This window comes from Ruegeria sp. YTSA226 (assembly GCF_059609905.1).
The window spans coordinates 1-13,326 of record NZ_JBXWMQ010000007.1 but is presented as its reverse complement, the minus strand read 5'-3'; the positions used below and the strand labels follow the sequence as shown (position 1 = coordinate 13,326).

Sequence of the window (13,326 nt, the reverse complement as noted above, 5' to 3'; positions counted from 1 at the left end):
CGGCCCAGATCGGCCGTTCCCGAGGTGCAGATATGAGGACCGCTCCCGTGCTTCAGAAAACCCCACCCGGTGAACTGTATCTAAGCATCCAGAATTTGTGGAAGGCGTTCGGCAGCTTTCTTGCACTCAAGGACATATCCCTCGAAATCAACGAAGGCGAATTTGTCTGCTTTCTGGGGCCGTCGGGTTGCGGCAAAACAACCTTGCTCCGGGCGATTGCGGGTCTCGATCTGCAAACCAAGGGCACTGTCATGCAAGACGGCAAGGATGTGTCAAATCTGCCGCCGTCAGAGCGTGATTTCGGAATTGTGTTTCAGTCTTACGCCTTGTTCCCGAACCTGACGATCGAAAAGAACATTGCTTTCGGCTTGGAAAACACTGGTCGCAGCAAATCGGATATTGCCGTTCGTGTCAGCGAACTGCTTCATTTGGTTGGGTTGCCTGAACAGGGTAAAAAGTATCCTGCGCAATTGTCCGGTGGCCAGCAGCAGCGGATTGCGTTGGCCCGCGCCATTGCGACCAACCCCGGTCTCTTGTTGCTGGATGAGCCGCTTTCGGCATTGGACGCAAAGGTGCGCGTCCATCTACGTCACGAAATCAAAGAGCTGCAGCGCAAACTGGGTGTGACTACTGTGATGGTTACGCATGATCAGGAAGAAGCGCTGGCGATGGCGGACCGGATCGTGGTCATGAATCATGGGGTTATCGAGCAGGTGGGGTCACCTACAGAAATTTACCGAGAACCCGCAAACTTGTTCGTGGCAGACTTCATCGGGGAAATGAACCAGATCCAGTCTCAGGTCACCAAGGGTGGTCGACTGAGCGTCGGCGAAAAGACCTTTGCGTGCCTCAGCCACACGTTCAACGACGGAATGCCAGCGATTGCGGCGATCCGACCCGAGGATATCATCCCGCATGAGGCTGGTTATCTCGATACCGGCGGCAACAGGAATTGCATCGACGTCACTCTCGATGAAATGGAATTCCTCGGTTCATTCTGGCGATGCCGCTTGAGCAACGAGCGATTTGGATCTTCGGAACTGATCGCAGATTTTTCGATCAATGCCGTGCGCCGCCTAGAACTGGAAGAGGGTAGGACCATGGTGATTGAACTGCCCGAAAACCGGCTAATGGCCTTTGATGTTCCGGAGACGGCAGCATGAGCGAGATTTCAACCAACCCGGGGACTCTTCCAGCCGGGCCTGACATCAAACCCAAGCTCAGCAGGGATGACATCCTGATGCGCGGCAGCATGTTCGTGATCGCACTCTATCTGGTCGCGACGTTGGTCCTGCCACTTTACACGATGCTTTCCAAGTCATTCTCGACCTATCGGATGGAGTTGTCGCAATACGAGTTTCAGGTCAGTGACGAGGCGGGGCAATTTGACGGAACCATCCTGTCAGCCGACACACTGAACGAACAAATCGGGGCTTTTTCAGGCACCGATCTGTCTACCGGCTCAGACGGGCGGCTATCAGTAACCGAGCTTTTTCCCGATTTCAGCTTTCGCAGTCCGGTCATGTACCAAATCCGTAACACAAGCGACACCGGGCGGTTTCTTGTCGGTTCTACGCTACAAGACAATACGGATTGGGTCACGCTCGATTCCAATCAGTTCCGCCGGGTTCAGCTGAGGCCAGTTCAATCGCGAGGCTTGGAAAATTTCGTCAACTACTTCTCAACCCCGGCACTGTTCAATTCTATCAAGAACTCCCTTTGGATTTCTGTAATTAGCACCATTGTCACAGTAACTTTGGCGTTCTGGTTCGCTTATGCGCTGAACCGGAGTTGCATGCGGTTCAAGGGTGTGTTTCGTCTGATTGCGATGGCTCCGATCCTGGTGCCTTCGCTGTTGCCCGGGATCGCGCTGGTCTATCTGTTCGGCAATCAGGGCATGATAAAAGAGTTGCTGTTCGGCGCCAGTATCTATGGTCCGATTGGCATCGTGATAGGCTCGGTGTTCTTCACCTTCCCGCACGCCTTCCTGATCATTTCAACGGCGCTGGCGATCTCTGATGCACGACTATACGAAGCTGCAGTCAGCCTGCGTTCAACGCCGTGGCGTACTTTTTGGACGGTCACCGTTCCCGGCGCGCGATATGGTCTGATCTCGGCCGCTTTCGTTGTATTTAATCTGGTCATAACTGATTTTGGTCTGCCAAAAGTTATTGGAGGTCAGTTCAACGTTCTGGCGGTTGATATCTACAAGCAGGTGATCGGCCAGCAGAACTTTGAAATGGGTGCCGTAGTCTCGGTCGTTCTGGTTATCCCGGCAATCCTGGCGTTCGCCATCGACCGCATGGTGCAATCAAAGCAGGTTGCCTTATTGTCGGCCCGGTCGGTCCCTTACCAGCCAACCCCAAATCGAAAGGCAGATCGGTTCTTTCTAGTCTATTGCTGTCTGATCGGTTTGTTCATCGTTGGGCTCCTGGCTGTGTGCCAATTCGCGGCGCTCATCAAGTTTTGGCCCTACGACCTGAGCCTGAGCCTGAAGAACTACGATTTCAACAAGATGGATGGTGGCGGTTGGGGCTCTTACATTAACTCGATCAAGCTGGCGCTTTTGACGGCGGTGATCGGTACTTCAGTCGTCTTCTTTGGTGCCTATCTGGTTGAAAAGTCGAACGGGTTCAGAACAGGTCGATCGATCTTTCAGATGTTCGCGATGCTGCCAATGGCGATCCCGGGCATGGTGCTGGGCCTGTCATACATCTTCTTCTTCAATAGCCCGTCTAATCCGCTGAACGGTATCTACGGAACAATGGCAATTTTGGTGATCTGTACGGTGACACACTTCTATACTGTGTCGCACCTGACGGCAGTGACAGCGCTCAAGCAGATGGATAGAGAATTCGAGTCGGTATCAGCCTCGCTCAAGCAACCGACGATGAAGTTGTTTGCCCGTGTCACGGTCCCTGTTTGCCTGCCAGCCGTGTTGGACATATCAATCTATCTGTTCGTAAACGCAATGACGACGGTATCTGCGGTTGTGTTCCTATACTCGCCCAAAACCACGTTGGCATCTATTGCAGTGCTAAACATGGACGATGCGGGCGATATTGCGCCAGCTGCCGCAATGGGGATGATGATCTTCTACACAAACGCCGCGGCACGGATCATCCACCTGATTGCTTCCAAAGGCGTCCTCGGTCGCACGCAAGCCTGGCGAACCCGCTAACAAGAAAACCCATTTAGGCATCTCCCCACCGATCACTGATTGGTGGGGTTTTGTTTTTCTTCTAGAACAGAATTGGCGAATTTCATGAAGGCGCGAATGGTCTTCACCTCACGCCGTTGGGACAGATAGATCATACTTTCTCCCATTTGCAGGTCGACGTCTTGCAGCTTGATTTGTCTGAGTCGGTCGTCGTGACCGTATTCTGCCTGGGACACGAACCCGATACCTGCACCTGATGCCACCAACTCTCTGACGGCCTCTCTTCCTTCGGCCACAATCGCCGGTTTCAGCGGCACCCCCCGTTTACTGGCTTCATCTTCGAGCTTTTGGCGTGTTTTTGATCCCTGTTCCCTGAAGATGAGAGGCAACTCCGCCAGCTCTGCGAGGGACAATGTAGGTTTTGAGGCGAGAAGCAAACTGCGGGCCGTGAATGCCACGATCTCGGTCGAACCGAGGCTAAGAACACTCATGTCCTTGCCGGGAGACACGCTGCCAACAACACCAATTTCTGCGTTGTAAGATCTGAGTTCCTCCAAAATGTCCTCGGTGTTGCCAGCGCGGACGGTAATCGTAATGTTTGAATATTTTTCTCGGAACGGCCCCAGAAAGTCGGTCAAGTGGTGCGCGGAATCGGCAAGGATCCGCAGCTCGCCGTCGATCGCAGCCCTCGTTTCAGACAGATAGTCCTCGATCTGATCCTCGATCTCAAAATACTGCTTGGTGTACCGGTAAAGCTGCGTCCCCTCCGGGGTTAGGTTCACTCTTTTTCGCTCACGCTTGAACAACAACAAATCATGATCCTGCTCAAGTTTGCGAACCTGCTCTGAAATTGCTGGCTGCGTCAAAAAAAGCGCCTCTGCAGCACGCGAAAACCCACCATATTTGGCTACGAAATGAAAGGCTTTGAGCTGGCTATGTCGCATTTCAAACTCCTGAAGGTTCGAGCATAGGCTGAGCTTATAATTAGATTGATATTTGCAATTTCACATATAGCTGCGGTTGCTGCAACTGTGTCTTTGAAACGTTGATCTGGAGCTTGGTTATGACGTCTTCTTTTCCTCAAATTGAACAACCGCGTCTCGGCGAGCCCTATTTACTAACTCCTGGCCCCTTGACCACGTCAAACGCCGTGAAAGAAGCCATGTTGAGGGATTGGGGAAGCTGGGATGATGACTTTCGGGGTATGACCCAGGAGTTGCGCTCCAGTCTTTTGGCATTGCTTGGCGAGGGCGCCGATGAGTTTGACTGTGTACCGATGCAGGGGAGCGGATCGTTTTCAGTAGAGGCGATGCTGGCTTCGTTCATTCCGCGCGATGGCAAGGCATTGGTGCTGGCCAATGGTGCTTACGGTCAACGCTCGGCGCAAACGCTCGAGTATCTGGAACGCGATCATGTTGTCCTGGACAAGGGCGACTATCTGCCGCCGCGTGGTTCAGAAGTTGCCGAGATTCTGGCGAATGATTCCGCGATCACCCATGTCGTTGCTATCCACTGCGAAACAAGCTCGGGCATTCTGAATCCGGTAGAGGAAATATCGGAGGCGGTTTACGCCGCTGGTCGCAAGCTTCTTGTCGACTCAATGTCAGCCTTTGGTGCGATCGAGTTGAAGCCTACGGAAGTCCGCTATGAGGCAATGGTTTCGTCCGCCAACAAGTGTATTGAGGGTGTTCCGGGGTTTGGGTTCATAATCGCGCGCAAGAACGAGCTTGAGGATGCCAAGGGTAACAGTCATTCGCTGTCTCTGGACGTTCACGCGCAGTGGGCGCATATGAACAAAACCGGTCAATGGCGATTTACGCCGCCCACCCATGTGGTTGCCGCTTTCATCGAAGCCCTCAGGGCACATGCGGCTGAGGGCGGCGTTTCCGGTCGCGGAGCCCGATACACCAGCAACAGGGATGTTGTGGTCGCCGGCATGCGTGAGCTGGGTTTCGAAACTCTGCTCGACAATCGCTGGCTGAGCCCAATCATCGTAACATTCTTCTGCCCGGCCGATGAAAACTTTGTCTTTGATCAGTTCTACAATCTGATGAAAGAAAAAGGGTTCATCATTTACCCGGGCAAGTTGACCGTCGTCGACAGCTTCCGCGTTGGGTGCATCGGTCAGATGGACGACAAGGTTATGCGGAAAGTTGTAATTGCCGCCAAGGAAACTTTGGAAAAAATGGGTGTGTCGAGTGCCACACCTCCTCTCCAAGCTTTAGAAGAACGCGCCAAACTGGCCGCTTAAGGATCAAGGAACAAACCAAATGACCATCCACACCCCTGTTGAAGCCAACGAGCGTGTCTACCCGATGCCCAAAGTTCCCGCCATTGCCATCTGCCTTGACGGCTGTGAGCCAGAATACCTGGACAAAGCTATTGCTGACGGTCTGATGCCGACGCTCAAGCGGATGCGCGAAACCGGCACTGACCGGCTGGCCCATTCGGTGATCCCGTCGTTTACTAACCCTAACAATCTCAGCATTGCGACTGGCCGTCCGCCTATCGTGCACGGCATCTGTGGAAACTATCTGATTGATCCGGACAGTGGTGAAGAAGTGATGATGAACGATGTGCGCTTTTTGCGTGCACCGACCGTGTTCAAGCAGTTCTATGACGCTGGCGCCAAGGTGGCCATAGTCACCGCGAAGGACAAGCTGCGCGCGTTGTTGGGGGCGGGTCTGAAGTTCGACGACGACCGGGCCAAATGTTTCTCTGCGGAAAAGTCCGACACGTCGACCCAGGCTGAGCATGGTCAGGAGAAAGCAAGCGCATGGTTGGGCATGGCCCAACCCGAGGTCTATTCGGCAGAGTTGTCCGAGTTTGTCTTTGCTGCGGGTGTCAAGTTGCTGAAAGAGTGGAAACCAGATGTGATGTATCTGACCACCACCGACTACGTGCAGCACAAATACGCACCCGATCAGGCCGAGGCCAAGGCATTCTATGAGATGTTTGACAAATATCTGACCGAACTGGACGCCATGGGCGCTGCCATCGTGGTCACCGCCGACCACGGCATGAAGCCCAAGCACCACGCCGATGGCTCGCCCAGCGTGGTATATGTGCAGGATCTGGTGGATGAATGGCTGGGCAAGGACGCGGCCCGTGTCATCTTGCCGATCACGGACCCCTATGTGGTGCACCACGGCGCACTCGGGTCGTTTGCCACCTGCTATCTGCCCGAAGACGCGGATCGCAACGACATCATCGGCAAACTGAAAGCTACACCCGGCATCACCCACGTGTTGACCAAGGAAGAAGCGATCAAGCGTTTTGAACTGCCCGGTGACCGCATTGGTGATATCGTGATGGTCTCGGGTGAAAACATCTGTATCGGTACCTCTGAAGACCGCCACGATCTGGCCGCTCTCAACGAGCCGCTGCGCAGCCACGGTGGACTGACCGAGCAGGAAGTTCCATTCATCGTAAACCGGGTTATCGACTTGGGGACTGCGCCCGAGTTGCGCAATTTTGATGCGTTTTTCTATGCAACTACAGCGGCGGCGCAGTAATCCATGAAAGATCAAACCATGTCTAAAATCGAAATCCGCAATGAAGGAATGCGCATCGGGGGCGAGATCGTCTTTACCGACGAAACGGTGCCGGTTCTGTACCCATACACAAACGAGATTGTCGGGCATGTACCCGCCGGCAAGGCAGAACATGCGCGCAAAGCGTTCGAAGTCGCGGCGAATTACACTCCAAAGCTCACACGGTATGAGCGCAGCCAGATCCTGCAGCGTGCGGGCGAGTTGATTGGTGAACGTCGTGAATACCTTGCCAAATGGCTGACGTTGGAACTGGGTATCTGTCACCAGCATGCGATTTATGAGACCAAGCGTGCGCAAGATGTCTATCAGTTCGCCGCCGCTGAGGCGATGAAGGATGATGGCGAGATCTTTTCATGCGACCTGACCCATAATGGCAAAGATCGAAAAATATTCACCATGCGCGAGCCGGTGAATGCGATTTCGGCAATCACACCATTCAATCATCCACTTAACATGGTCAGCCACAAGATCGCGCCATCAATCGCGACCAACAACTGCATGGTGTGTAAGCCGACGGAACTGACGCCACTGACGGCGCTGACATTAGCTGACATCCTCTACGACGCGGGTCTACCACCCGAGATGTTCCAAGTGGTTACCGGCTGGCCAGGTGACATTGGCGACGAGATGATCACCAATGAAAACATCGACATCATCACATTCACCGGCGGCGTGCCGGTGGGTAAGATGATCGCCGAAAAAGGCGTTTACAAGCGGCAAGCTCTGGAACTGGGGGGCAATGACCCTCTGATCGTTTTGAACGATCTTTCTGACGCGGACCTTGAGAAGGCCGCGACCATTGCTGTGGCAGGCGCCACCGGCAATTCGGGTCAGCGCTGCACTGCGATCAAACGTATTCTGGTGCAAGAAAGCGTGGCCGACAAGTTTGTGCCATTGGTTCTGGAAAAGGCGAAGAAGATCAAGTTCGGCGACCCACAAGACCCCGAGACCGAACTGGGCTGTGTCATCCATGACAAGGCAGCTGAACTGTTCGAAAAACGCGTTTACATGGCCGAGGCCGACGGCGCAGAAATCCTCTATCATCCGGGCCGTCAGGGTGCACTACTGCCGCCCATCGTGGTCGATAAGGTCCCCCATGACAGCGAGCTGGTGATGGAAGAAACCTTTGGCCCCATTGTGCCCATCGTTCGGGTTCCGGACAATGACGACGAGGTGATGCGTATTTCGAACGGTACCGAATTCGGCCTCAGCTCAGGCGTCTGTACGAACGACTTGAACCGTGCGATTGCCTTTATCAACGGTCTGAACGTGGGCACCTGCAACATTTGGGAACAACCCGGATACCGTATCGAAATGTCCCCCTTCGGAGGCATCAAGGACAGCGGTAATGGGGTTAAAGAAGGTGTCATCGAGGCAATGAAGTTTTTTACTAACGTAAAAACTTACTCGCTGCCCTGGCCACGCTAGTTTTTGTGCCCCGTCCCGACCCGGGTCGGGGCACCACAAGTTCCTCCCTGGTACTGGCGGACTTTGCGAGGTCCGCATTTTTTCACAAGCGGCGTTGAGGAAAAAGCATGTCACAAATCGTCCACACGGAAGGCGAATCCAATACTTCCAGCGCGCGAAAAGCATGGATGAAGGAATCTATAGGGCCTAAATCTTCACCCTTGCTGAAACGCGACGCTAACGCGTTTCTCCACCAGTCACTGTCCTCGCCATGCGTTAGCACCATTGCCAAAGCTGAGGGGATTTGGGTCGAAGACCTGGACGGCCGCCGTTACATGGATTTCCATGGCAATTCAGTGCATCATATCGGTTACGGACATCCCCGTTTGATCACCGCGATCAAGGCGCAACTGGATGACCTGTCTTTCGCACCCCGTCGCTTCACTAATGATCCCGCGGTTGAATTGGCCGAAAAGCTCGCCGAAATCGCGCCAGACGACCTTGGGAAAATGCTGTTTACGACCGGCGGCTCTGATGCAAACGAGGTCGCTCTCAAGATAGCGCGCGCTGCCACCGGTCGGTTCAAAACAATTAGCTTCTGGGATGCCTTCCACGGTGCCGGTTTTGGCGCCGCAAGCGTCGGCGGCGAGGCGACATTTCGCAGCCATATAGCCGGCCCGCTTCTCCCGGGTGCAGAGCACGTGGCACCTTTTGCCTGTTACCGATGCCCGTACAATCACGCCGGCCCAGATACCTGTGGGTTGGCTTGTGCAAAAATGGTCGAGTTCGTTCTAGAACGCGAGGGAGACGTAGCTGCGGTCATCGCTGAGCCTATGCGCGCGGTGCCTTATGTGCCGCCACCGGGCTTCTGGAAAGCTGTGCGGGAGGCGTGTAATCGTCACGGGGCTCTCTTGATCATGGACGAGATTCCCACGGGGCTTGGAAAGACCGGCAAGATGTTTGCCTTTGAGCATGACGAGATTATCCCTGACATCGTCACCTTGGGTAAGGCACTTGGCGGAGGCATCCTGCCGATTGCAGCTTGTATCGCGCGAACCAAACTGGACGTCTGCGGAGACTTTGCCATTGGACATTATACACACGAAAAAAACCCGGTGACTGCACGCGCCGCGCTTACCACAATACAAATCATCGAAGATGAGGGGTTGGTTGACCGGGCGGCTGAGTTGGGCGAGCACGCTATGGATCGTCTGATGGGTGAGCTTCAGAATATCCCGATCGTCGGTGACATTCGCGGCCGTGGTCTGATGTTTGGTGTCGAAATTGTCGATGACCGTGCCGACAAGACACCTGGAAATGCACGAGCCGAGCGGATCTATTATGCTTGTTTGGAAGCTGGCCTAAGCTACAAAATCAGTCAGGGGTGTGTGCTTACATTGTCACCGCCGCTAACGATCACGCGCAAGGATCTCGACTGTGCAATCGACATTGTTGTCAACGCGATTAAGGACGAATGTTAATCTTTGTGGCCATACCTTTAGAGCAAAACACGCCGTTGCTCTCTCTGCTTCCAGGAAAACAGTGGTCAATGGACGTGGAGATCAATTCTCAATTATGGCGCCAAGGGCCACTGCCTACCACCAAGAAAGTGAATGCGTTTTCCCGGTGGAACAGGCGCGTCCGATTTTTTTCAGCAAACTCGGGCGCTGAGCGTTTTATCGAAATTACTCGTCCGCAAAATCACCGGGTCGGTCTCCGGTCGTTGGTTGGCAGGATTGCAGCGCACCCTGTTATTCCAAGCAAACCCTGGGAGTGAGGTAGAGCATGGCGATAGTCAGCTTTTTAATCAGCCTTGCTGGCGCGACGATGTTGCTACTTTTTGCAGTTCGAATGGTACGCACTGGAATTGAGCGCAGCTATGGAGCGTCGTTCCAGCGCGTTTTGACGCGACAGCACAGTTACCTGCAGGCCTCACTTGTGGGTCTGATGATGGCGGTTGTACTGCAAAGTTCGGCGGCAGTGGCGCTGTTGACCTCTGGGTTTGCTGCCAGTGGAATGTTGAGTTTTCCTGCCGGTCTGGCGATTGTGCTCGGAGGCGATCTAGGTTCAGCACTGATCATCCAGATTCTTACGTTCCGGTTGGACTGGCTTATTCCAATGCTGCTGGCGATTGGAGGCTATCTATTCGTCAAGACCGAAGCCAAAAAAGCCCGACAACTAGGGCGCATTCTGATGGGCGTTGCCTTTATCCTGATCTCACTTCGGTTCCTTCGTGAGGCGATGGACCCAATTCGGGACAGTGCATTTTTACCCACAGTCGCGGATTACTTGTCGCGCGACTATATCACTGCATTTCTTGTCGGGAGTGCCTTAGCCTTCGTCATGCATTCCTCGGTTGCGGCCATCCTTATGTGTGTGACACTTGTGCAAATTGGAGCGATCCCATTTGCCGCCGGAATGTCTTTGGTTTTTGGCGCGAACTTTGGCTCGGCCTTCATTCCGGTATGGCTAACCCGAGGAATGCCAGTGACTGCCCGACGAATACCCTATGCAAATTTGGCGCTGCGAGGCAGTTGGGCGTTGGCTAGTTTGTTTGCAGCTAATTTTGCCCTACGAACCGGGCTTTTGGGCGACCCGCAAGGGGGGCAAATGCTAGTCAACGTGCATCTTGCTTTCAACCTGTCGCTTTTGGTTTTAGCCCTTCCGTTTTGTGGACACTGGCAGAACTTGCTCGAAAGGCTCTTGCCAGACCAGCAGAAAGTACAGAAGTCGCAACCCGCACAACCGGTCAGCGCATTGGACATGGAAGATGTGGCAAATCCCAATCAGGCCTTGCCGAGCCTCAAGCGTGAGCTGCTGCGGATGAGCGACCTTCTCGAAACCATGTTCCGTCCTGCTCTTGAACTTTACCGCAGCGGAGACAAAGAACAGATCCGGTCAGTTCAGGCCATTGACGAGGACGTAAACCGGTGCCTCTCGGGTATTCGAGCCTTCGTCGCCGCGATACCCCCTGAGCTATATGAAAAACACGATGCTAAAACCGCACGCGACCTTATGGAGTTTGCGATCAGGCTTGAAACGGCGGGTGACGTTGTTGCCAAACGCCTGACTGTATTGGCCGGTGAAATGCGGGCCAAAGGCTCAAGCTTTTCGCAAGATGGCTGGTCCGAACTTGTTCAGATGCATGAAGGTATTCTTGCGAACATGAAACTGGCATCAAATGTACTTGTTTCAGACGATCTGGAAAGCGCCCGGCTTCTCAGCCTTGAGAAAACCGAAATCAAACGCGTGGAACGTGAAAGCCGCAAGCGTCACCTGCGCCGGTTGCAGCATGGAACAACGGAAAGCTTCGAAACCAGTGATATTCATCTAGAGACATTGCGGGCTTTCCGGGAGTTCAACAGTCATATTGCATCGATTGCTTACCCGATCCTATACCAGAACGGTCAACTTCTCGAGACACGATTGATCAACGAAATTGCTGAATAGGCCCGAGCCGGTCTCAATGCGAAGACAAGAAAAGAGCGAGAACAAAGGCGACTGGAAACGCCGAAGTGAGTTCGTTCTCGAAATCAAATTTTGAAATTGTTCAGTGTCTTCCAAAACCTGAGCCCAGCACTGCGCAGTGCACAAGGGTCTAAGTAACCGGATTGAAGGATCCCACCAATCAACCCGAAAACGCGAAAAGATCATCGGTCCCGACAAGTCACTCTGGCAGACTCAGAGATTTCTGGTAGCCCATGACCAGATCACCATCAGCTCCCGTCTCCCCGCTATCAACTTACTTCAGCTTTATACCACCATGCCCGATCAGATGCCTTCCAGTTTTGGATCAGCTATGCCCGCGAAATGTCCTCCTGACGACATAGGCGCCGACGTTCTTCAATCTTGCTCAAGCAAGTTGGCAATCCCGGCAGAGTTCTTAGGTATTGGGTATTCCGTTCTAGTACCATTCATCCGGCATTCGCGCTTTGCGTTCTGACACGAAGTCTTCAAGCGCGGCTTGTATGCCGGGTTTCATTTCAGGACGCTGGTAATCGTTCAACATCTGATGCCACCGCGCGGTGGCGCGTTGATCTGACGTGAGAGCACCATTTTCAGACCAAGTCTCGAATGGCCCTGCGTCAGAAATTTGTGGCTCATAATTTGCTGCCGCATAGTGGCGCAGCGTGTGTTTGGTCGACAGGAAATTTTCGCCCGGGCCCGTTTCAAAATAGGCATCACGGCCAAATGCCTCCTCATTCGTTTGGAAGCCCTGCAGCAGTTTCAGCATCGCGCCACAGTGGTCGAGATCCATGATGAATTTCTCGTAGGACATCACAAGCCCACCTTCGAGCCAGCCTGCCGCATGCCAGACCTGATGGGCTCCGGACAAAAGCGTGGACCACATGGCACCGGTGCTGTCCTGCATCGCTTGCCCATCTGGCGCATTGGAGGCGGTGATCTGCCCACCGCCAGAGCGCACAGGTACGCCAAGCCTTCGTCCCAATTGTGTCAGCGCCATCGTGGTCATGTTCGCCTCGGGCGATCCAAAGGTTAGAGCGCCCGTGCGCAAGTTCATTGTGGAGTGGAACGAGCCGAACACCACCGGACAACCGGGGCGCACCAGTTGCGCAAGCGCAATGCCAACCATCGCTTCTGCCAGAGTTTGCGCCGCCACAGCCGCCGGCGAAAGCGGCCCCATGGCACCCGCGAAAATCGCAGGGGAGACGCAGACACATTGGCCTGCCTCCGCATAGATACGCAGAGCCGTTGACATGGTATCATCATAAATCAATGGCGAATTGACGTTGATATTGGCCTGCATCACCGCGTGGTGCTCCATGAAGTCGCGTCCAAAGACGAGGCGTGCCATCTCGATACTGTCACGCACGCGCTCGGGTGCCGTAACAGAGCCCATAAAGGGCTTGGTTGAGAGTGTCAGATGCGCCAGCATCATGTCCAAATGCCGTTTATTCACCGGCACATCTGTCGGTTCGACAACCGTGCCGCCGGAATGATGCAAGGCAGCCGCACTGTAGGCCAGTTTGACGAAATTGCGGAAATCCTTCAGCGTCGAATATCGTCGGCCCTTCACCAGATCGCTGACAAAGGGAGAGCCGTATCCCGGCATCAGCACAACGTTGTCACCGCCAAGTGTCACCGTTCTGACCGGGTCTCGGCCATGCTGTCCGTCGTCAGAGATATTCGGAGAGGTGAAGCGTTTTCGTAACAGAGGCTCTGGTTCGGTTTCTGTTTGAGTTT

The 13,326-nt window shown here is 54.0% G+C and carries 9 protein-coding genes; 7 read left to right on the top strand and 2 right to left on the bottom strand.

Features of this window, described 5'->3' with window-relative positions; translation table 11 throughout:
• Positions 1 to 47: 47 nt before the first annotated feature.
• Together AC2FFF_RS11425 and AC2FFF_RS11420 are read left to right on the top strand one after the other, a co-directional pair.
• Positions 48 to 1,163, top strand: coding sequence for a putative 2-aminoethylphosphonate ABC transporter ATP-binding protein (locus tag AC2FFF_RS11425; protein WP_281973207.1), 1,116 nt, complete (start codon positions 48 to 50; stop codon positions 1,161 to 1,163).
• Positions 1,160 to 3,181, top strand: a complete 2,022-nt coding sequence (locus AC2FFF_RS11420) for a putative 2-aminoethylphosphonate ABC transporter permease subunit (RefSeq protein WP_281973208.1) — start codon at positions 1,160 to 1,162, stop codon at positions 3,179 to 3,181. Before AC2FFF_RS11425 ends, AC2FFF_RS11420 begins: the two co-directional genes overlap by 4 nt.
• A 32-nt stretch (positions 3,182 to 3,213) precedes the next feature.
• Here AC2FFF_RS11420 and AC2FFF_RS11415 read toward each other — a convergent pair whose 3' ends face one another.
• Positions 3,214 to 4,104 (bottom strand): LysR substrate-binding domain-containing protein, encoded by an 891-nt coding sequence (locus AC2FFF_RS11415; RefSeq protein ID WP_142637687.1) that lies wholly within the window; start codon positions 4,102 to 4,104, stop codon positions 3,214 to 3,216.
• A 119-nt stretch (positions 4,105 to 4,223) separates the two neighbouring features.
• Here AC2FFF_RS11415 and AC2FFF_RS11410 point away from each other — a divergent pair, with 119 nt between their 5' ends.
• The 5 genes from AC2FFF_RS11410 (at position 4,224) to AC2FFF_RS11390 (ending at position 11,571) form a co-directional block, all read left to right on the top strand.
• On the top strand, positions 4,224 to 5,411 hold the full coding sequence (locus AC2FFF_RS11410) for a 2-aminoethylphosphonate--pyruvate transaminase (protein WP_271949913.1): 1,188 nt from the start codon (positions 4,224 to 4,226) through the stop codon (positions 5,409 to 5,411).
• A 19-nt stretch (positions 5,412 to 5,430) separates the two neighbouring features.
• Entirely contained in the window at positions 5,431 to 6,675 is a 1,245-nt protein-coding gene (gene phnA / locus AC2FFF_RS11405) for a phosphonoacetate hydrolase (RefSeq protein WP_271949911.1), read from the top strand.
• A 3-nt stretch (positions 6,676 to 6,678) separates the two neighbouring features.
• Complete coding sequence (phnY, locus tag AC2FFF_RS11400; RefSeq protein WP_271949908.1) at positions 6,679 to 8,142, top strand: phosphonoacetaldehyde dehydrogenase; 1,464 nt, start codon at positions 6,679 to 6,681, stop codon at positions 8,140 to 8,142.
• A gap of 107 nt (positions 8,143 to 8,249) precedes the next feature.
• On the top strand, positions 8,250 to 9,602 hold the full coding sequence (pbfA, locus tag AC2FFF_RS11395) for a (R)-1-hydroxy-2-aminoethylphosphonate ammonia-lyase (protein ID WP_281973209.1): 1,353 nt from the start codon (positions 8,250 to 8,252) through the stop codon (positions 9,600 to 9,602).
• A 304-nt stretch (positions 9,603 to 9,906) separates the two neighbouring features.
• Positions 9,907 to 11,571, top strand: coding sequence for a Na/Pi cotransporter family protein (locus AC2FFF_RS11390; protein WP_281973210.1), 1,665 nt, complete (start codon positions 9,907 to 9,909; stop codon positions 11,569 to 11,571).
• Positions 11,572 to 12,025: 454 nt separating this feature from the next.
• Here the strand turns inward: AC2FFF_RS11390 and AC2FFF_RS11385 are convergent.
• Positions 12,026 to 13,326, bottom strand: a 1,301-nt coding sequence (locus AC2FFF_RS11385; RefSeq protein WP_496882946.1) for a trimethylamine methyltransferase family protein, incomplete at its 5' end; no start/stop codon positions are given.

What these genes read in the sequence shown, in the direction of transcription:
- AC2FFF_RS11420 (WP_281973208.1), top strand. Translation starts at nt 1,160, where the DNA reads ATGAGCGAGATTTCAACCAACCCGGGGACTCTTCCAGCCGGGCCTGAC.
- AC2FFF_RS11415 (WP_142637687.1), bottom strand. Translation starts at nt 4,104, where the DNA reads ATGCGACATAGCCAGCTCAAAGCCTTTCATTTCGTAGCCAAATATGGT.
- AC2FFF_RS11410 (WP_271949913.1), top strand. Translation starts at nt 4,224, where the DNA reads ATGACGTCTTCTTTTCCTCAAATTGAACAACCGCGTCTCGGCGAGCCC.
- phnA (WP_271949911.1), top strand. Translation starts at nt 5,431, where the DNA reads ATGACCATCCACACCCCTGTTGAAGCCAACGAGCGTGTCTACCCGATG.
- phnY (WP_271949908.1), top strand. Translation starts at nt 6,679, where the DNA reads ATGAAAGATCAAACCATGTCTAAAATCGAAATCCGCAATGAAGGAATG.
- pbfA (WP_281973209.1), top strand. Translation starts at nt 8,250, where the DNA reads ATGTCACAAATCGTCCACACGGAAGGCGAATCCAATACTTCCAGCGCG.
- AC2FFF_RS11390 (WP_281973210.1), top strand. Translation starts at nt 9,907, where the DNA reads ATGGCGATAGTCAGCTTTTTAATCAGCCTTGCTGGCGCGACGATGTTG.